The following is a 20,456-nucleotide window of genomic DNA, read 5'->3' on the forward strand; positions in this document are numbered from 1 at the left end:
CTAACCAAGGACACGAGATGACGACGCATCAGCAATGGAAGCAGAAAGCCGCCGAACTGCCGCTCGACGGGCGGGCATTCATCGCCGGAGAGCGGTGTGGAGCGGTGTCGGGAGAAACGTTCGCCACGCTCAATCCCGCATCGGGCAAGGTGCTGGCGGAAGTGGCGAAATGCGATGAAAAGGATGTGGACCACGCAGTCGCCGCTGCCCGCAATGCATTCGAATCGGGCGTCTGGTCGAAGGCAGCGCCCGCACATCGCAAAGCGGTTCTGCTTCGCCTTGCGCAACTGATCGACGAGCATACGGACGAACTGGCGCTTCTCGAAGCGCTGGAGGCGGGCAAGCCGATCAGCGAATGCCTCGCGCTGGATATTCCCGAGTCGGCAGCGTGTATTCGTTGGCATGCCGAAGTGACTGACAAGCGTTACGACGCGCTGTCGCCTTCGGGCGCAGATGTCGTCAGCATGATTACGCGTGAGCCGATTGGTGTGGTTGGTGCGGTGCTGCCCTGGAATTTCCCCGCGCTGATGCTGGCCTGGAAGATCGGTCCGGCTTTGTCGGTTGGCAATAGTGTGGTCGTGAAGCCTGCGGAGCAAACGTCACTCTCGACCTTGCGCATTGCGGATCTCGCGCTCAAAGCCGGCGTGCCCGCGGGCGTGTTCAGCGTCGTCACGGGCTTCGGCGCTGGCGCCGGACAGGCGCTGGGCCGCCATCCCGATGTCGATCTCGTCGCGTTCACCGGCTCGACCGCCACCGGCAAGCGTTTCTTGCACTATTCCGCGGATACCAACCTCAAGCGTGTGGTGCTCGAATGCGGCGGGAAGAATCCGCAGGTGATTCTTCCCGATGTCGCGAATCTCGATACGGTCGCCGAACAGGCCGTTGCCGCTGCGTTCTGGAACATGGGAGAGAATTGCAGCGCCGGTTCGCGCATTCTCGTTCCTTCGAGCAAGCGGGCGGAACTGGTCGAGAAAGTTCAGGCCGTACTCGCGGGCTGGAGGACGGGCGACCCACTCGACCCGGATGCCAAGCTCGGCGCGCTGATCGAGCAAAAGCACTACGAGAAGGTTCTCGCGCACATCGAGAAAGCGAAGGAGCAGGGGGCGCGCGTGGTTTGTGGCGGACGTGCCGCGCTAACCGAAACCGGCGGATGGTTCGTCGAGCCCACGATCTTCGATCAGGTCACGCCGGATATGGCCATCGCGCGCGAAGAAGTGTTCGGGCCGGTCGTGTGTTTCATCGAATACGAGGATGTGGAAGACGCGATCCGCATCGCGAACGACACCTGCTACGGATTGGCGGCTTCGCTGTGGACCGATAACGTGAACAGTGCGCATAAGGTTGCAGCGCGTATCCGTGCGGGCACGGTCACGGTAAACTGCTTCGGTGAGGGCGATCTTTCGACGCCATTCGGCGGCTTCAAGCAATCGGGCTTTGGCGGCCGCGACAAGTCTGTCTACGCACACGACCAGTATTGCGAGCTGAAGACCACCTGGTTGAAGCTCACGTGAACTGGCAACTGTAAAGTGCGCGAGCGGGGCGTCAGGTCCCGCTCGCACTCCGTGGCGAGACTACGCCATATCTGAACAGGACTTGAATGCTAATGCGCATCGGATTCGTTGGAACGGGAGCAATCACGAAGGCCGTTGTGACCGGGCTGCTGCGCTCTGGCATGTCATTCGAGCGGATCACGCTTTCTCCGCGCGGCGAACAGACGGCTGCCGAGCTGGCGGCGCTCGACCACCGGATCCGCATTGGCGCGAACAATCAGGACGTGCTCGATGCGTCGGACATCGTGTGTCTCGCCGTCGTGCCGCAAATCGCGGCCGATGTACTCAGCGAGTTGAAATTCGACTCGCGCCATCACGTGATCAGCTTCGTCGCCGCGATTTCAGTCGACAAGATGGCGAACTTCGTTCGCCCGGCCAGCAAGGTCGTGCGCACCATTCCATTGCCCGCCGTTGCACAAGGCAAAGGCAGCACGGCGATCTGCCCGCCGGATGCGATCGCGAAAGCGCTGTTCTCGGCAATGGGTGAGGCCGTCGAAGTCGAAGACGAGCAGAAGTTCAATGCCATATCCGCGGTGACCGCGACCATGGCGAGTTTCTATGCGGTGCTGGAAAGTCAGGCGGCCTGGCTCGTGCGGCAAGGCGTTCCGTACGACGACGCAAGGGCGTTCCTGTCCGGCTATTGCGTGGGTCTTGCCCATGACACGACGCTCACGGCGGAATCCTTTTCGTCGCTGGCTGAGCACTGCATGACGCCGGGCGGCCTCAACGCGCAATTGCACGCCGAGCTAAATGAGCGCGGCACCTACAAGCACTATGAAGAGGCGCTCGACAGAGTGTTGAAGCGGGTCGTCGGCGGGGCGTAAGCCAGACGACACATCGGAGGGGCGGCGCTGTGCCATTTATAAGACCCTTATTATGGATCACCTTACTTGCCACCGGGCAAACGGACTCGCAAACTATTCTCATCCGAATCCCTTTCTGGTTCGTGGCGCGCTTGAATGCGCCATGCGAGCACCCGTTTAAAGAGCGCAAGCCATGTTAAAGAAGCAGCTATTCGCAGACAGACTCCTCGCCCAGATGCCGTCGCTCCGTGCACTCCGATGCTTCGTGACGGCGGCGAGATACGAAAGCTTCACCCAGGCGGCGGAGGTGCTCTGCGTGACGCAGGCCGCAATCAGCAGACAAATCAAAGAGCTTGAAGATTCGCTCGATGTCGCGCTGTTCGAGCGCACCGGCCGGCATATCGCGCTGACGGATGCTGGACGCATTCTGTACAACGCGTCATATCTCTCCATCATGAATATCGCCGAAGCGGCGGAGGCGGTGCGGCGCACGGACCGCCACGCGCTGACGATTTGCGTCTCGCATACGTTCTCGGCGTTGTGGTTGTCGCAACGCCTGCCGGCATTTCGCGCGCGCTTTCCGGATATCCGCCTGCACGTGATGGTCACCGAGCACTTCATGGAGTTGGACGAACTCATGGAGCCCGACATCATCATCACGAAGAATCCGCCGCGTGAGCCGGAATACGAAGTCGAGCCGCTGTTTCATGATGTCGTTTATCCGGTTTGCAGCCCAACGTTTTACGACCGGTATTTTCGCGGCAAGAAACTCAAGCCACTCGACCTGCTTTCCGAACCCACGTTGAATCTCTCGTTGCTCGGGCGCGCCCAGGTGTGTGAACACGTGGATTGGCGGGTGTGGCGCAACTGGTTTCAGCAGGGCGACGGCACGGACATTCTGGCTGAGAACCGGAACCTGGAGAGCAACGACTATCGGCTCCTGGTCGCGCAGGCGGAAGCCGGTGAAGGGACGCTGCTCGGCTGGCATCATCTGCTGCATCTTCAGGTCGAGCAGGGACGCCTGATACGGCCTGTTCCGGACGCGCTTGTCTTTAGAGACCGCTACCACTATCTGATTACGCACCGCAATGCGCGGCCTCGTACCGAGTATCTGCAGTTTAGAAACTGGCTCAGCGAAGAAGCCGGCGCCATGATGCGCGACTGGCTCGACGCCGGTGTTGCGGTCACAGGCTAGGTGTCACGGGCTGATCAACGGGCAACGGATATCGACCGTATCGATTGTTTGGAATGCATTGACTGAGGCGGTCCCCATGGTTCACCACGCGATTGACAGCGAAGCGACGGCCGCGAGGCGGCTGCGTTTCGGGATCGTGCTACTGCCGAACTTCACGTTGACCGCGTTCTCCGGCTTCGTCGACCTGCTCAGGCTCGCGAGCGACGAAGGTGACATGAGCCGGCCGGTGCGGTGCTCATGGACCATCGTCGGAGAAAATCTCGTTCCGGTTCGTGCCAGTTGCGGAATCCAGATCACACCGTGGACGACGTTCGACGACGCCGAAGCGTTCGACTATGTCGTGATCGTAGGTGGACTGCTGCATTCGGGACCGCCGGCCAGCGACGCCACGCTCTCCTTCATCCGCGCGATGGCTGAAACACCGGCCACGCTCGTGGGCCTCTGCACGGGTGCGTTCGCACTCGCCAGAGCCGGCGTGATGACCGGATATCGCATTTGCGTGAGCTGGTTTCACTACTGGGATTTCGTCGAGCGCTTTCCGCATGTCGATGAGCGTGACCTGGTTGCCGACCGGCTCTTTGTGATCGACAGAAGGCGCATTACGTGTTCCGGCGGCCGTGCGTCGATCGACGTTGCCGCGGCGATTCTGTTGCGCCATGTCGAGGCCACGATCGTGCGCAAGGCGCTGCGTATTCTGCTGGTGGACGATGCGCAGAAAGGCAACGCGCCGCAACCGCATCCTCCGGGCCTCGAGCCCGCGACGCATCCCAAGGTCAGGCGCGCGATTCTGCTGATGGAGCAACACGTTGGCCAGCCGCTGAGTCTGCCGGACCTGGCGCATCGGCTCGATGTTTCGGTTCGCCAGCTCGAACGCCTGTTCACGACGGAAACCGGCAAGTCTCCGGGCGCGTACGCAAGGCAGATTCGCATACGCATGGCGTCGTGGCTGTTGACGAGTTCGGACCGCACGGTTGCGGATATCGCCTCGTCATGCGGTTTCTCCGATGCCTCGCATCTCGGCCGCGAGTTCCGCAAGGAATTCGGCGAGTCGCCCAACGAATATCGTACGACGCGGCTGCCGAATGCTCATGAGGCGCTGCTGGGCACGCCGGAGGCGGAGCTGCCGTTGGCCGACGAATATGTCGAGGCACCGGTGCGGCAACTGCGAAGCGAACCGAATAGATTGCGGTAGCGATGCTGGGGTTTCGCATAATTTAAAGTCATCCGGGAAGGAAAATAAATCACGTTGACAGTCTGCGGTGTTGCTTCATACTCCGCGCACCGGTTCCTCGTCGTTCCATAGATTGACTACAAAAAAGGAGACTATCCGCATCGATAATATTTAGGTTTACTACGCATTTAATAAATCAGAAATCGTACATACGAACATTCGCTAGCGAATGAAAAACAGGTTTGGAGGACTCGATGAAAGGACGCAGTGTAATCGCGGCATCGATATTGGCGGCATTTGCCGCTCCCGCGATGGCTCAAAGCTCGGTGACGCTCTATGGCGTGATCGACGAAGGCTTCGACTTCACTAACAACGTAGGCGGCAGCAAGGTGTACGAGCTGCAGAGCGGCTATGTTCAAGGCAGCCGTTGGGGCTTGAAAGGCGCGGAGGATCTCGGCGGTGGATTGAAGGCCGTGTTCCAGCTTGAAAACGGCTTCAACGTCAACAACGGAAAACTCGGGCAGGGCGGCTTGATGTTTGGCCGGCAGGCCTACGTGGGCGTGGCGAGCGACACGTATGGTACGGTCACGCTGGGGCGGCAGTACGACTCGCTGGTCGATTTTCTCGCACAGACTACAGCGAACGGAAGCTGGGCAGGCTACCTCTTTTCGCACCCGTATGACAACGACAACACCGACAACACGTTCCGCGTAAACAATACGGCGAAGTATACGAGTCCGTCGCTCGCCGGCTTCCAGTTCGGCGGCACGTATAGCTTCAGCAATGACACGAATTTCGCCAACAACCGGCAGTACAGCGTCGGTGCTCAGTACACGACTGGTTCGCTGTTGATCGCGGCGTCGTATCTGCAGGCCAACAACCCGTCTTCAACGGCCACTGGCGCGATCAACAACGGCGGCGACGAAAACTTCCTGGCGCAACGCCTGCGTATCTTCGGCGCGGGGATCAACTATACGATCGGCTCGGCAACGCTGGGCTTTGCGTACACGAACACCGACGTCACGCAACCGGTCAGCAACGGCTATGTTGGCGCGATCACGCCTCCCGCTGGATCGACTCTGTCGTCGCTGCGCTTCCAGAACTTCGAAGTGAACGGGAAGTATCAGTTCACCCCGGCGTTCTTCGTTGGTGCGATGTACACCTACACGCGCGCGGATTTCAATGCGACCACTGGCAAGCTGCATCCCAACTATCAGACGATCGGCTTGATGGCGGACTACAATCTGTCGAAGCGTACGGATCTCTATCTGCAGGGTGCATATCAGCACGTTGGCGGCGACAAGACCCAAACCGTGCTCGACGTCGCCTATGTTCCGGGTGCGGCAGACGTTTCCTCGAACTCGAATCAGCTGGTGATTCGCGCTGCGATCCGTCACAAGTTCTGACCACCCGCGCAATAGCGGACGGCGTGCTGGCGGGCACGCCGTAACGAGCGCGACGCGCGGCCATGAACGCCGCACGCCACATGTCACAGCCAATCAGTCTCGAAGGCGCAACCGGTCAAAGAAGCGCAGCCGTTCTCGGTCAGCACCACTTGCTGCTCGAGCTTGACGCCCTGCGTACCGCCTTCTGCGCCGATATAGCTCTCGACACACACCGTCATGCCCACTTCGAAGCCGCCGTCGTAGCCCGCGCTGTCCCAATCGACCTGGTGCGCAATCGAGGGATATTCGTCGACCATGCCGATGCCGTGGGCAAGGCAGCAATAACGGTTCTTGACGAACGGATCCGGAATTTTCCACGCCTTTTCCGAGAACTCGCGAAACGTCATGCCGGGCTGCAGAAGGTCCATGTTGAAATGAACCTGTGCATACGCATACTCGTAGAGCTTGCGCTGCTCGTCCGAAGGACGGCCGTCGCCAACGAGCCATGTGCGGGAGATGTCCGAGCAATAGCCGTTGGGTCCGACCATATCCGTGTCGAAGGCCAGAAGGTCGCCTTTCTGTAGAACGCGCGACGAAGATTCGTGCATCCACGGGTTCGTGCGATCCCCGGAGGCGAGCAGACGAGTTTCAATCCACTCGCCACCGTGCCGGATATTCTCGTAATGGAGGTTCGCCCACAGGTCGTTTTCGGTCATTCCGGCGCGTAGCTCGCGTTTCATGCGCTCGATTCCCAATTCGCAGGTGCGCAGCGATTCGCCAATCAACACGAGTTCGCCGGACGACTTGATCAAACGGGCCGTCTCCATCAGCGCTTGCCCGTCGAGCAGCAAGATGCCGTGCTTTTCCAGGTATGCGGCCCCGAACGGATCGAGCCGGTCGACGGCCAGCACGCTTTCGCCGGGTGCATGCTGACGCAATACGTCGACGATCTCGGCGCCCCATGCCTGCGCGCGGCGCTCCGCCTCGTGGCCCGCGTTGAAGAATGTCCAGCTGAGCGCGCCGCGCAATTCCACATCGAGATCCAGCCCGTCCCAGACATGCTCGCTGCTATGAAATTCCCAGGCGATGACGCGACCGTCTGCGAAGACCATGACGTATCGCGCGGGATTGCGGCCGGCCCACACCTGCATATTGGAAGTGTCGGTCGCGTAGCGGATGTTCACGGGGTCATAGAGCAGGATGGCGGGCACATTTTGCTTGCGCAGTTGCTCCTGCACGCGCGCGAGCCGCCAGGCGCGGACGTCGCGCAGAATCGCGTCTTTGCCGTTCGGCTCGATCGTGTTGTGTGCCTCATCGAAAAGCGGGGCGCTCGTCATCCTCTTTCTCCTGGATTGGTCTATATGTCGTGTTGCATTGAATGGGGGCTGGCTGGGGCAATCGTGTCGCGCGCGCGTGGCGGCGGATTAAAGCTCTAACACCAGGTCCGACGTCGGACGGCTGCAACAGAGCAGACGGAATCCTTTCTGGACTTCTCGCTCGCGAATGCCGCCGTTGTGTTTCATATCGACCGTTCCTTCGAGCACCTTGGTCTTGCATGTGCCGCATATGCCCTGACTGCACGACGACGGGATGGCGACGCCAGCCTTTCTCGCGGCTGAAAGCACGGTTTCGGATGCGCTCATCGCGAACGCCTTCGAGGAACGTGCGAGCTTCACGGTGAAGGTGTCGTGGGCTGCCGTGCTTTCCGGGGCCGCGGGCTCTGCGGCGATACCCGCGCCGATATCGAAGCTCTCCTGGTGGTATCGCGCCGGGTCGTGCCCGCCTTCGCGTAGCAGTTCGCGCACGGCGTTCATGTAGCCCGCGGGACCACACGTGAAGACCTCGCGTTCGGCGTAGTCCGGCACCCATTGCGAAAGCAGTTGCAGACTGAGCCGGCCGGTCGGTCCCGACCAACCTTCGTCGCCAGCGCCTTCGCAAACAAAATAGGTGCGAAGGCGGGGTGAGAGTCCGACAAGTCGGCGCAATTCCTCGCGGAAAATAATGTCCGCCGGCGTTCGCGCGCTATGCACAAATACGACGTCGCGGTTGAGCCCGAGGTCGATGCTTGCGCGCGTCATGGACATCAACGGCGTCACCCCCGAACCTGCCGACAGGTAAAGTGATTTTGCGGCCGGTGCTGCAGTGGGCGTGAACGCGCCAGAAGGACCGTACGCGCGCAACAGCGTGCCAGGCTTCATGTTCTCGTGAAGCCAGTTCGACATCACGCCGTCGGGTACGCGCTTCACGGTAATTGAAACGAGCCAGGGACGCGTGGGTGGAGAGGAGATCGTGTAGCAACGCTCGACCGCTTGACCTTGCACGATTGCCGACACGGTCATGAATTGACCGGGTTCGAAACGTACGGGGAGTCCGTCACCCACGCGGAATTCAAAGGTCTTGACGTCGTGGGTCTCGTCAACCACACGACAACAGGTGAGCGTGCGCTGCTCGTTACTTGCCCAGAGTTGGCCGCCACGCTCCCATGTGCTCGCGTTTGAAAACGAATCGTCTGCTTCTGACGCCAGGGCGAACATGCTTTCCATCGAGTTCATCGCATCAAATCGGTTAGGACGCCGTGTGGTTTCAGTTGGCTGTCAACCAGCGCAAGAACGGCTCAACGTGCATTTGGGGGTCGCGAGGGCAGCGCGATTTAAAGCGGCTGCGTTGGCGTCTTTCTGATTGTCATCTGCGCGCGTGGACTGCCTTCACTGTGCGTCGAGTATTGGGGGGCGGGGGACACAGCGTCAATGCGCTTTATTTTCCCGCTCGCATTACATTGGGTTATGCGTAGCGTCCGGACATGCGCTCGCTGACGCCCCTTGGCCTGTCGCGCATGAAATTCATAAGAATGCGAGGTCGCAGAAGGATGAAATCCTGCGAAACTTTCCCGAGCGGGAAATAGTTCTATTTAGTCCGGGTATGGCAAGATAATTTTCCGGTTGCGGTGACTTAGCGAGGAACACCACCGCGTCCAATCCATACGAGGCCTATCCTCACTCTTATCGGTGACTTCCCTTAGTCGTCACATTGTCGTCTTGATTTATACAATTTGTAGACTCAGAATGAGTTCAACAGGAGAGCACATGAAGTCGAACATCGTTGAAATCGACCGCGAGGAAACGCCATCGCTTGATCGCAAGACAGCGCTGGGGCAGGCCCTACGGCAACGCATTCTCAGCATGGAGCTTGCGCCGGGATCGACGCTCGATGAAGTGGCGCTCGCCGAAGAGTTCGGGCTCTCGCGCCCTCCCGTGCGGGAACTGATGCGGCAAATGGCGGCCGAGGGCTATATCGAGCTCGAGGCGAATCGCGCCGCGCGCGTGGCCTCCATGAACTACGACTCGCTGCGCAGCTATTTCCTGGCGGCGCCGCTGATTTACGTTGCGACGACCAAGCTCGCGGCGGCGCAGGCGACACAGGCAGACGTCGACCTCCTGAAACGCATTCAGGAGCGATTCCGCGCCGCGGTGGAGGGCACGACGGTCGACGAACGCGTACTGGAGAACGACCAGTTCCACCTCGCAATCGGCAAGATGGCCCGCAATGCGTACCTGCTGCCAAGCTTGTGCCGTTTGCTGATCGACCACGCAAGACTCGGCAAGACGTTCTATCAGCCGAGCAACGAGCGAATGGAAGCCGAACTCGCGATCGCAGTGCAGCAGCACGAAGACATCATTGATGCCATTCAACGCCGCGATGTCGAGACTGCCGGAGAAGTTGTGCTCGCGCACGTCAATCTGGCGCGGCGCAACATGGCGGCCTACGTTGCGCCGGAAGGCGTGAACGTGCCATTCGAGTTTTAGCAATGCAAAGCAGATGCATGGTTCGGTGTTTCACGAAAAACTGCGCCACTGAGAGATTGACATGACCGACTCGCAGTCCAGCAATGCGTACAAGACGGTTTGTGAACTGACGGTGCCGGCCATTGCGGTCTTCGTCGGTTCAAGCAGTCGGGTTCCGGTACACGGGACAATTCTCTCGTCGCTAATGATCAGTACATCGAACTGAAAGCGATCTGACTGGACCTGAACGACAACGAAATGGAAGGCGAGTAAAGACATGAGCACTTTTTCTTTTTCTGGCATCAATCTGGCAATTAGTACTCCTTTTAATGATGATGGAAAGGTGGACTACGCGCGGATGGAGACGCTGATCGAGCGCTATCTCGCGGCGGGCATTCGCGGCTTCGTGCTGAGTTCGGGCACGGGCATGCACGTCTACCTCTCGCAGGAGGAATCGAAAAAACTCGTGGCGTTTGGCGCGAAGATTATCAATGGCCGCGCAAACATCATCGCCCAGACGTCGGCATTGCTCGTCGAAGACGTCGTCGAGCGCACCCGTCACGCCGCGGACATCGGTGCGGGAGCAGTCATGGTGCTGCCGCCTTTCTTCGAAGGGCCGGCGGACGATGACGGCGTGTTCGAGTTCTATGCTTCGGTTGCGCGTGCCGGCTTGCCCATTGTTGGCTACAACGTACCGCAAGCCGTTGGCGTGGAGATCACGCCCTCGCTATTGCGCCGGCTGTGCGAGATTCCTGAATTCCTCGCAGTGAAGGACAGCAGCGGCGATCTGGCGAAGCAAGCGGCGCTGGTCCGTACCGGACTCCCGGTGATGAATGGCGCAGACCCGCTCGTGCCCTATGCGATGTATGCCGGCGTGCGAGGCTTGATCTGGGGCGGCGCGAATTTCGCGCCGAAAACTTGTGTCGAGTTGGTCGCAGCGGCCCAGGAACATCGGTGGGACGTCGCCCGCGAAATCTGGCGTGTGCTGGAACCCGCCATGTCGCTGATCTGGCAAGGCGACTATGTGCAGTCCGTTTATGCGGCCTCGGCGATGACAGGTTATGGCGCGGGGAACCCGCGGCGCCCGCTGTCGCGTCTTTCGGCTGCGAAGAGCGACGTCCTGCGCGGGGCGCTCGGCGAGCTGGTCGAGCGCGAAAGGCTCGCGTTTTAACGAACTGGGCGAAATATCATGTTCGTAGCGAGCAAACTCCCCCAGCAACTCGACCGGTCGGGTTGGGTCGCCATGCTGCCCGCGAGGACGCCTCGTCCTTCGCTGAACCGCACGTTGAACGCCGATGTTGCCATCATCGGCGGCGGCTTTGCCGGGCTCTCGGCAGCAAGGCGCCTGTCGCAACTCGACCCCACACTCAAGGTCGTGATCCTGGAGGCCGGGGAAATTGCCGAGGGCGCTACGGGCCGCAACTCGGGCTTCATCATCGACTTGCCTCACGAGGTTTCCTCCGAAGACTACGGTGGCACGGATAGCGACGAGCGGCGACACGACATCAAGATTCACCGTATGGCGATCGCGCTCGCGCGCGACCTGGCAGTGGAAAAGGGCTGGGGCAAGGATATTTTCGACCCGTGCGGCAAGTACAACGTTGCGATGGGTCCGCAGGGCGACAAGCATGTCGCGTCCTATGCCAGACAACTGGATAGCGTGAAGGAAGAATATCGGCTGCTCGATTCGGAGGAGATCGGCGAAGTAACCGGGACACGCTCATTCACGTCGGCGATCTTCACGCCGGGCACCGTGATCATCCAGCCCGCCGCGTACATCAGGGGCCTGGCCGATTCTTTCGGAGGCTCGGTCAAGCTCTTCGAGCATAGCCCTGCATTGTCTTTCGACCGGCAAGGCGCATCGTGGCGCATCAAGACACCCAACGGCGCCGTGAATGCGGGGAAGATCGTCCTGGCAAACAACGGACATGCGCAGAGTTTCGGCCTTTTTCGCGGCGTGCTCCTGCACGTCTACACCTACGCCTCGATGACGGAGGCCTTCGACCCCACACGCCTGGGCGGTCAACGCTCGTGGGCCGCAACGCCCGCCTTCCCGATGGGGACGACAGTGCGCAGAGTGCAAGGCGACAAGCGCGATGGCGACCGCATTTTGATTCGCTCCCGCTACACGTACAACCCACGCATGCAGGTCAGCGATGGGGCGATCACTCGCGCCGGCCGCATCCACGATCGCAAGTTCGAAGCACGCTTTCCCATGCTGAAGGGGGTGCGAATGCAGTATCGATGGGCAGGCGCCATGGCGCTCACGTGGAATGGGGTTCCCGCATTTGGGGAGGTCGAGCCCGGAATCTTCGCTGCGATTGCATGTAACGGCGTTGGCGCGACGAAAGCCACCGCTGCGGGTATCGCTGCTGCCGAGGCAGCGCTCGGCATGGATTCATGGCTCGTGCAGGTCTTCCGCGGTTTCGCCACACCGAAGCCGCTTCCGCCACAACCCTTCCTGACGATCGGCGCCACGGCGAATCTGAGCGTCAAGGAATGGTCCGCGGGCATGGAGTAGGGCACAGGAGAGAAGGAGGAGCAAATGGACTGGATAACCAAGTTTCCGCACATGCAGGATGACGTACTCCTGCACGTGAAGCGATCGATCGACGACGGCTTTCGAGCCTTCACTGCCGCGTACGGCGACCCTATCGATGCGGCGTTCGATCCGCTGCAGCGTTTCCTGGTCGCCGCCGAGCATTTCATGACGCGCACCCCGTGGCCCGTCATCATGCTGCTCGTTCTCGCCGTGGCGTGGGTCGCGAGCCGCAACTGGAAAATCGTTGCCGGGTGTCTGGTCACGCTCGCCGCAATCGGCTATCTCGACATGTGGGAAGACACGATGCGTACCGTATCGATGATCTTCGTCTGTACGGTGCTGTCCATCGTCATCGGCCTGCCAATCGGCATTCTGATGGCGAAATCGGACCGTGTTCGCAAGCTCGTCGATCCGGTGCTGGACGTGATGCAAACCATGCCGAGCTTCGTTTATCTGATTCCGGTGGTGATGTTGCTGGGTATCGGCCGCGTGCCCGGCCTGATCGCAGTCGTCATCTATGCGATTGCGCCGATGATTCGATTGACCAATCTCGGCATTCGCCTCGTCGACAAGGACATCCTCGAAGCCGCAGACGCGTTTGGCTCTTCAGGCTGGCAACGGCTCCTGAAAGTTCAATTGCCGCTCGCGCTGCCGACCATCATGGCAGGTGTCAATCAGACCATCATGATGGCGCTGGCGATGGTCGTCGTGGCTGCGATGATCGGTGTTCAAGGCCTTGGGCAACCCGTGCTGAAGGCCATTGCGAACCAGTATTTCACGCTCGGCATCTTCAACGGTCTCGCTATCGTGGGTATCGCGGTCATCTTCGACCGTGTGAGCCAGGCGTATGGCAAGCGGCTCCAAAAGCATCAGGAGGTCGTCCATGGATGATATCAACGCCGGCGGTATCAAGATCCGCAATCTGTACAAAATCTTTGGGCCCAAGGGCGCGTCGTACGTCGACGCGGTGAAAGGCGGCCTTTGCAAGGCCGATCTGCTCGCACAAAGCGGCCATGTGCTCGGCCTCCGCAATATCAATCTGGATATTCCTGCGGGATCTATTCAGGTGATCATGGGCCTTTCCGGTTCGGGCAAGTCGACACTCATCCGGCACATCAATCGCTTGATCGATCCGACGGCGGGGGAAGTGCTGATCGGTAGTGTCGACGTGTGCAAGATGAAACAAAAGGATTTGCGCGAGTTCCGCCGGCGTCAAACGGCGATGGTGTTTCAGAAATTCGCGCTCCTTCCGCATCGCAATGTACTCGACAACGTCGTGTACGGACTCGAAATTTGCGGCGTCGCCCGCAAAGGGTCGGTCGAGACGGCGATGCGATGGATCGAACGTGTGGGCCTCAAAGGATTTGAGCAGCGCTATCCGAATCAGTTGTCTGGCGGGATGCAGCAACGTGTGGGGCTGGCGCGCGCGCTGGCGATGGATGCACCGGTTCTTCTGATGGACGAAGCGTACTCGGCGCTCGACCCGCTCATTCGCATGGACATGCAAACGGTGCTGCTGGACCTTCAGAAAGAAATCCGCAAGACGATCGTCTTCATTACGCACGATCTCGACGAAGCGCTTCGTCTGGGCGATCAGATTGCCATTTTGCGTGACGGAAACATCGTTCAGCAGGGCACGAAGCAGGACATCGTCATGCGACCGGCTGACGACTACGTGACCAGTTTCGTGAAGCAGGTCAATCGCGGACGCGTGGTGTGCGTCGAAGCTGTCATGTCGCCATTGCGCTCGGGAATCACGGCAGTCGGTGAGCAGGTCGCGGTTGGCACGACGATTGACGATGCGATTTCGATCCTGACACATGACGCGCGAATCGATCAATTGACCGTGGTCGGAGCGGGGAATCAGGCGCTTGGCACCGTGAATCTGCGTCAATTGGCGTGTGCGCTGACGACACCCGAGGACGCGCCGGACATGGGTCATGCACCGGCCAATGAGCGTGCTTTCGTGGCGCGACCCGCGGCCGTATTCCGAGCATAGGCAACACGTCAGTTCTGGAGTGGAGAAGCCTCAATAACCGCGTAGACAAGTACGCGATGCAGGAAGAGTAGTCACAAGAAAATGGTTAGGTTTCCGATATAAATCGGAATATGGACGACACTTACGCCAACGCATACCGGGCTAGGTCCGGCAACTCATCAGGAAACGGCAATGAAACTGAAATTTCCAGGAGCACTTGTTGCAGTCGGTGTGTTCTGCGGCAGTTCGCAAGCAAATGCCGCCGGTTGCGGAGGCGTGACGATTGCCAGCATGAACTGGCAAAGCGCCGAACTCGAATCAGCCGTTGACAAAGTCATCCTTCAGGAGGGCTACGACTGCCAGGTGAATATGGTCATTGGAGACACGGTTCCGACGATCACTTCCATGGTCGACAAGGGCAAGCCCGACATCGTTTCGGAAGGCGCCATCGCCTTGCTGCCTGTAATCGTGCAGCGAGGCCTCGATGAAAAGAAGATCGTCAAGGGGGCGAAGACCATTCAGGAGGGCGCGGTCTATGGGTGGTACATACCCAAGTATGTCGCGGACGCGCATCCGGAAATTAAAACGATTCCCGATGCCCTGAAACACCCGGAACTCTTTCCCGACCCGGAGAACCCCGGCAAGGGTGCGATCTATAACGGCCCGCAGGGCTGGGGCATGACAGTCAACACTGCGCAACTGTTCAAGGCGTACAACGCCGCGAGCGACGGCTTCCGTGTCGTCGACACCGGCTCGGCCGCGGGTCTGGATGGATCGATTGCCAAGGCCTACGAACGCAAGCAGGGTTGGTTGGGCGTGTACTGGTCGCCGACTTCGCTTCTCGGCAAGTACAAGATGGTGAGGCTCGAAGCAGGCGTTCCGGTCGACGAGGCCGAATGGAAGCGGTGTACGACTGTTGCCAGCTGTCCTGACCCGAAGCCGACGGCGTGGCCGGTCGGGCAGTTGTATACGTTGGTGGCGAAGCCGTTTGCAGACCACGCGAGCCCGGACGTCATGAAGTATCTGGACACGCGTACATTCAAGACCGCCGATCTTCAGGCAATCATGGTGTGGATGACCGACAACCAGGCCACCGGCGAGGATGGCGCGAAACGCTTCCTCAAAGAGAAGCAGGATGTCTGGACGAAGTGGGTCACGCCGGCCGCGGCCGAGAAAATCAAGGCGTCGTTGTAATCCCCCTCGATGGCCACGGGACTTCATGATGAAAGTTGCGATGGAGCGTGCAAAGGGCTATCGGCGACTGATTCCTTCGCTCACGGCACTCGTCGAATTCGAGGCGGTTGCGCGGCTGCGAAGTTTCACGCATGCGGCTTCGGAACTCGGTGTGACGCAGGCCGCCGTGAGCCGGCAGATCCGGCTGCTCGAGGAGTTGCTCGGCGTGCGCTTGCTGGACAGGCTGCACCGCACGACGTTGCCGACCAGCGAGGGCGAGGCGTTATACGGAGTCGTCTCGGAGGCGATGGGGAAGATCGCGGGGGTATTCGATCGCCTCTCGACCGGCGTCGAGGACAACGAGGAACTCGTGCTCGCGACGACCGCCGCGTTCTCGCATTTCAGGTTGATGCCGAGTCTCGCAAGACTGAAACTACTTCACCCGAATCTGCGCGTTCGCCTCACCACGACGATGTTTACAGGGGACCTTCGTCACAGCGAAGTCGATGCCGAGGTGCGCTGGGGCAACGGCAAGTGGAGTGACGGGACCTCGTATTTGTTGTTCGATGAGCACGTGTTTCCGGTGTGTTCCCCTGCGTGGAGAGACGAATACGGTGTGCCGGAGTCACTCGAAGCGCTGGCGAACATGACGCTCATTGCCGACGACCCAACGTCTGAGGGCTGGTTGACCTGGGCGGAATGGTTCAGGGCGAAGGGCGCGCAACCGGCCAGACTGAATTACGGCATGCGCACTTGCCTTTACACGGATGCCGTTCAGGCCGCACGGTTAGGGCAGGGTGTCGCGCTCGGCTGGGGAAGGCTGCTCCATGAGCATCTCGCATCGGGCGAGCTGGTCCGCCTCACGAGCGCTTCGCTCCCGCTGCGTGACGCGTATTACATGGTGGTACCTCACGGTCGAACCGTCACGCCGACCCTTCAAACGCTCATGGAGTTGCTGAGAAGCGCTGCTGGAGCCAGCTCGTCATGCCCAGATAGTCAGGATGACGTGAGATCGGAAAACAGGGAAGCACAATCCATAATCTGAAGTTATACGTTGGCGAAAATAAAGCGCATTGACGCTGTCTTTTTGCAATTCAACACTGCAATTGACGCGGGAACATTCGAAGTCCCGCAATCCCCATCAATGTTGGAGAGAGTCAATGTCTGAAGTTCAGTTGAAAACCCTTGGCGAGCTGATCCGGAGCCGCGAGGAAGGATGCGGATTGCCCGGCGAGGTTTTCATCCGGCAAGATGTGTTTGAAACCGACGTTGATGTTTTCTTCCAGAAGCACTGGATCCTGGTCGGCGTAACGGCGGACATACCGGAGCCGGGCGATGTTTCCGTTGTCGATATCGGCAAGGCATCGGTCATTCTCGTGCGGGACGACGACGAAGGCATTCGCGCCTTTCGCAACGTATGCCGTCACCGTGGCGCGCGCTTGAAGGAAGCCGGGAAGTCGACGGTCGGCAAGCTCGTTTGCCCGTACCATCAGTGGACGTACGATCTCGACGGTAGCCTGTGCCATACGAAGCACATGGGTAAGCATTTCGACGCGACGTGCCGCAGCCTGCTGCCGGTGCATGTCAAAGTCGTCGGTACGCACGTATTCATCTGTCTCGCTGACGCACCGCCCGCCGATATCGCCACGCTGGAAGCGACGATGACGCCGCGCTTTGCCTCATACGATTTGCGCAACACGAAAATCGCGCACGAAGCCGAGATCATCGAAAACGGCAACTGGAAGCTCGTCATGGAGAACAACCGCGAGTGCTACCACTGCGAAGCGGGGCACCCGGAGCTGACGGTCTCCTTTCTGCCGGAGGACTTTGGCTTCAGCACCGACGAAATGACTGAGGAGTCGTTGCGCGCGCTCGACGACTACCACAAGCGCAATGCCGCCAGCCAGGCGGGTTGGGAGCAAGACGGATTGCTGTGCTCGCCGGTGGAAGAACTGGGCGCAGACGTGGCCACGCAGTTCCGCACGCAACGCCTCGTCATTGCCGGCTGCGGCGAATCGCAAACCATGGACACGAAGGTGGCGTGCCAGAAGCTGCTCGGCGATTCGTCACGACGCGATCTGGGCGATACACACATGTGGACGCACAACTCGTGGACCCACGTGATGAGTGACCACGCCATGATCTCGTACATCATTCCGCTCAGCCCGGAAAAGACGCTCGTGCGCACGAAGTGGCTCGTCCACGCCGACGCCGTCGAAGGCGTGGATTACGACGTCGAAAAGCTAACCGAAGTCTGGGTCGCCACCAACGCGCAGGACGCCAGTCTCGTCGCTATCAATCACCGGGGCGCGCAAGATCCCGGTTACATTCCCGGGCCGTATTCGCCGTTCACGGAAGCCTATGTCGACCAGTTCGTTGGCTGGTACGCGTCGCGTCTCAAGGCCCACGGAATCTAAAGCGTTGAAAGGTGGTGCAGCCCATTGCGGATAGTCCCCAATCCCGGGCAATCCGCAATTGTTCATGAAGCGCAGCCGGGCGCATACTCGACCGGAGTACCCGGAACAAGACCGCGTTTGCTGCTGGCATATCAACCTTCTTGGGAGACGGGGTGCTGAAAGGTTTCGCCGGTGTCGAAGGCGCAACCCGGGCGGCGCCCATTCAGGACATCACCATGTCAAAGGCTTTCTCGCATACCGTTGCTACGCCCGATGTTTCCGCGGCCTCGCTGGCGGGCAAACAGCGCAGGTTCATCGCGAAGCTCACCGGCGTGATTTCCGGCGGCATGTTTATCGATGGCTTTATTCTGGGCTGCATCGGCATCGTCATGCCGGCCATCACCCAAGACCTGCAGCTTTCGCTGATGTGGCAGGGGTTGATTGGGGCGTCGGCGCTAATCGGCATCTTCATTGGTGGCCCGCTGGGCGGATGGCTGGCCGACAGGGTGGGCCGCCGGCCGATGTTCACCGTGGACCTTGCCGTCTTCCTGGCGGGCTCCGCTGCGCAGTTTTTCGTGACCGAAGCGTGGCAACTCTTCGCCGTTCGCGTGTTGATGGGCGTGGCAATCGGCGCGGACTACTCGATCGGCTGGCCGCTGCTTGCTGAATTTGCACCGGCGCGCATGCGTGGCAAGCTGCTCGCGATGATCGAAGTGGTCTGGTATGTAGGCTACCTCGTCTCCTACGCGGCCGGCTGGGCACTGACCGTCTCCGCTACGGCAGGCTGGCACGTCATCCTCGGACTGAGTACGGTGCCGTCCGCAATCGTCTTTCTTCTGCGCCTCGGAACGCCCGAGTCCCCGCGCTGGCTCATGAGCAAGGGCCGCGTGACCGAGGCCAACGCGCTCGCCTCGCAATACATGGGGTACGAAGAGCAGCGCGATTTGCAATCGCCTGCTTCGAGGGAAAAGCTGGGTTTTCGCAGCCTCTTTTCTCCGGGCTACCTCAAAACCACGATCTTCGTGTCCGTGTTCTGGGTGTGCAACGTGACGCCGTACTTTGCGATTGGTGCATTCGCGCCGATCGTACTGGAGAAGCTGGGGCTCAAGGAGGGATTGACCGGCGGTCTGGTGCTCAACGCGTTCGCCGTACTGGGGACGATCGTCGCCGTGGCGTTTATCGAGCGAGTGGGCCGGCGCAAGCTGGCGATTCCGCCGTTCTTTATTTCCACTGTCGCGTTGACGAGTGTCGCCGTGTTTGCGCACGTTTCATCTGCGATCATCCTCGTCTCGTTCTTCACCTTCTCGTTGTTCAACGCCGTTTCCACGACGCTAACAGGCGTCTATCCCGGCGAGGTGTTTCCTACCGAAATCCGTGGCGTAGGCGTGGGGTTCGCAACCGCCGTTTCCCGCGTGGGCGCCGCGATGGGGACCTTTCTGTTGCCGGTGGCGATTGGGTCGCTTGGAATCGGCGCAGCGCTGCTCATCGCCGCGGCGATCAGCCTTGTCGGCGGGATCGTTTCTTTTGTTCTCGCGCCGGAGACCAAGGGCAAATTGCTCAGTGAGGCCTCGGCGCCTCGCGTATAAACGACTTTAGAAAACGCGCCCGGCCGCTGAAACAAGCGGCCGGGCGCCGGGCGCGCTTCAAGCCAATGCTTTGGCGTGAAAGGCCATATGCTCGCCGATGAAGCTGGCGATGAAGTAATAGCTGTGGTCGTAGCCTTCGCGAATCTTGAGCGCCAACGGTTGCCCCGCCTTTTCGCAGGCCGCCTGCAGCAGTTCAGGCCGTAGCTGCGTATTCAGGAAGTCGTCGCCGCCGCCTTGTTCGACGAGTAGCGGCAAGCGTTCGCTCGCGTGGCCGACCAGCTCCACGGCGTCATACTGCTTCCACGCCGCGCGGTCATCGCCGAGGTAGGCGGTGAGCGCCTTCTCGCCCCACGGCACCTGGCTTGGCGCGACGATCGGCGAGAACGCGGATACGCTGCGATAACGGCCTGGATTGCGCAGCGCAACCACCAGCGCGCCGTGCCCGCCCATCGAATGTCCGCTGATCGAGCGCGCCTCGCTCGCTGCGAACCCGGCTTCGACGACTGCGGGCAATTCGGAGACCACGTAGTCGTACATGCGGAAATGCTTCGCCCACGGTTCCTGCGTGGCGTTCACGTAGAAGCCCGCGCCCTGGCCGAGATCGTAGTCGGGCGAATCGGGCACATCGCCGCCACGCGGACTGGTGTCCGGCGCGACGACGATGATGCCGTGTTCCGCCGCGTAGCGTTGCACGCCCGCCTTGGTGATGAAATTCTGCTCGGTGCAGGTCAGACCCGAAAGCCAGTACAACACGGGGCATTTCTGCCCGCGCAGCGCGGCCTCGGGCAAGTAGATGCCGAACTTCATTTCGCCGCCAACGGCGGAAGAGGCGTGCTTCCAGACCTCCTGGCTTCCGCCGTGGCTGACGTGTCGTTCAATGCGCTCCATAAGCGTT

General features: G+C 60.2%; 17 protein-coding genes. 14 read left to right on the top strand and 3 right to left on the bottom strand.

Going from position 1 to position 20,456, the window contains the following annotated elements:
- Positions 1-17: 17 nt before the first annotated feature.
- The 5 genes from E1N52_RS01825 (at position 18) to E1N52_RS01845 (ending at position 6,125) form a co-directional block, all read left to right on the top strand.
- Positions 18-1,511, top strand: a complete 1,494-nt coding sequence (locus tag E1N52_RS01825; RefSeq protein WP_133179641.1) for an aldehyde dehydrogenase — start codon at positions 18-20, stop codon at positions 1,509-1,511.
- A gap of 92 nt (positions 1,512-1,603) precedes the next feature.
- Positions 1,604-2,374, top strand: coding sequence for a pyrroline-5-carboxylate reductase (locus tag E1N52_RS01830; protein WP_133179643.1), 771 nt, complete (start codon positions 1,604-1,606; stop codon positions 2,372-2,374).
- Between the two features lie 172 nt (positions 2,375-2,546).
- Positions 2,547-3,548 carry a LysR substrate-binding domain-containing protein gene (locus tag E1N52_RS01835; RefSeq protein WP_133179644.1) on the top strand — a complete coding sequence of 334 codons (1,002 nt, stop codon included), beginning with the start codon at positions 2,547-2,549 and terminating at the stop codon, positions 3,546-3,548.
- A 76-nt stretch (positions 3,549-3,624) separates the two neighbouring features.
- Positions 3,625-4,740, top strand: coding sequence for a GlxA family transcriptional regulator (locus E1N52_RS01840; RefSeq protein WP_133179646.1), 1,116 nt, complete (start codon positions 3,625-3,627; stop codon positions 4,738-4,740).
- Between the two features lie 233 nt (positions 4,741-4,973).
- A complete protein-coding gene (locus E1N52_RS01845; RefSeq protein WP_133179648.1) occupies positions 4,974-6,125 on the top strand; it encodes a porin in 1,152 nt (383 codons plus the stop codon).
- An 83-nt stretch (positions 6,126-6,208) separates the two neighbouring features.
- Here E1N52_RS01845 and E1N52_RS01850 read toward each other — a convergent pair whose 3' ends face one another.
- Together E1N52_RS01850 and E1N52_RS01855 are read right to left on the bottom strand one after the other, a co-directional pair.
- Positions 6,209-7,441, bottom strand: a complete 1,233-nt coding sequence (locus tag E1N52_RS01850) for a M24 family metallopeptidase (RefSeq protein WP_133179650.1) — start codon at positions 7,439-7,441, stop codon at positions 6,209-6,211.
- A gap of 87 nt (positions 7,442-7,528) precedes the next feature.
- Positions 7,529-8,656 carry an FAD-binding oxidoreductase gene (locus tag E1N52_RS01855; protein WP_133179652.1) on the bottom strand — a complete coding sequence of 376 codons (1,128 nt, stop codon included), beginning with the start codon at positions 8,654-8,656 and terminating at the stop codon, positions 7,529-7,531.
- Positions 8,657-9,187: 531 nt separating this feature from the next.
- Here E1N52_RS01855 and E1N52_RS01860 point away from each other — a divergent pair.
- From E1N52_RS01860 to E1N52_RS01900, 9 genes are all read left to right on the top strand, one after another.
- Entirely contained in the window at positions 9,188-9,907 is a 720-nt protein-coding gene (locus E1N52_RS01860; RefSeq protein WP_246088909.1) for a GntR family transcriptional regulator, read from the top strand.
- A 256-nt stretch (positions 9,908-10,163) separates the two neighbouring features.
- The gene (locus tag E1N52_RS01865) at positions 10,164-11,057 is read left to right on the top strand and encodes a dihydrodipicolinate synthase family protein (protein ID WP_133179656.1); all 894 of its coding nucleotides are present in this window, start codon (positions 10,164-10,166) and stop codon (positions 11,055-11,057) included.
- 18 nt (positions 11,058-11,075) lie between these two features.
- Positions 11,076-12,407 (top strand): NAD(P)/FAD-dependent oxidoreductase, encoded by a 1,332-nt coding sequence (locus tag E1N52_RS01870; protein WP_133179658.1) that lies wholly within the window; start codon positions 11,076-11,078, stop codon positions 12,405-12,407.
- Positions 12,408-12,431: 24 nt separating this feature from the next.
- Positions 12,432-13,319, top strand: a complete 888-nt coding sequence (locus E1N52_RS01875) for an ABC transporter permease (protein ID WP_133179660.1) — start codon at positions 12,432-12,434, stop codon at positions 13,317-13,319.
- The gene (locus tag E1N52_RS01880; RefSeq protein WP_246088910.1) at positions 13,276-14,427 is read left to right on the top strand and encodes a quaternary amine ABC transporter ATP-binding protein; all 1,152 of its coding nucleotides are present in this window, start codon (positions 13,276-13,278) and stop codon (positions 14,425-14,427) included. Before E1N52_RS01875 ends, E1N52_RS01880 begins: the two co-directional genes overlap by 44 nt.
- Before the next feature lie 171 nt (positions 14,428-14,598).
- Positions 14,599-15,600, top strand: coding sequence for a glycine betaine ABC transporter substrate-binding protein (locus tag E1N52_RS01885; RefSeq protein ID WP_133179662.1), 1,002 nt, complete (start codon positions 14,599-14,601; stop codon positions 15,598-15,600).
- A gap of 28 nt (positions 15,601-15,628) precedes the next feature.
- A complete protein-coding gene (locus E1N52_RS01890) occupies positions 15,629-16,624 on the top strand; it encodes a LysR substrate-binding domain-containing protein (protein WP_246088924.1) in 996 nt (331 codons plus the stop codon).
- Between the two features lie 115 nt (positions 16,625-16,739).
- The gene (locus E1N52_RS01895) at positions 16,740-17,996 is read left to right on the top strand and encodes an aromatic ring-hydroxylating oxygenase subunit alpha (protein ID WP_133179664.1); all 1,257 of its coding nucleotides are present in this window, start codon (positions 16,740-16,742) and stop codon (positions 17,994-17,996) included.
- Between the two features lie 215 nt (positions 17,997-18,211).
- Positions 18,212-19,561, top strand: a complete 1,350-nt coding sequence (locus E1N52_RS01900; protein WP_133179665.1) for an MFS transporter — start codon at positions 18,212-18,214, stop codon at positions 19,559-19,561.
- A gap of 57 nt (positions 19,562-19,618) precedes the next feature.
- Here the strand turns inward: E1N52_RS01900 and fghA are convergent, their stop codons facing one another.
- Positions 19,619-20,449 (bottom strand): S-formylglutathione hydrolase, encoded by an 831-nt coding sequence (gene fghA, locus E1N52_RS01905; protein WP_133179667.1) that lies wholly within the window; start codon positions 20,447-20,449, stop codon positions 19,619-19,621.
- Between the last annotated feature and the right edge of the window lie 7 nt (positions 20,450-20,456).

Origin of the sequence: Paraburkholderia guartelaensis, assembly GCF_004353905.1 — a bacterium.
GTDB classification, from domain to species: domain Bacteria; phylum Pseudomonadota; class Gammaproteobacteria; order Burkholderiales; family Burkholderiaceae; genus Paraburkholderia; species Paraburkholderia guartelaensis.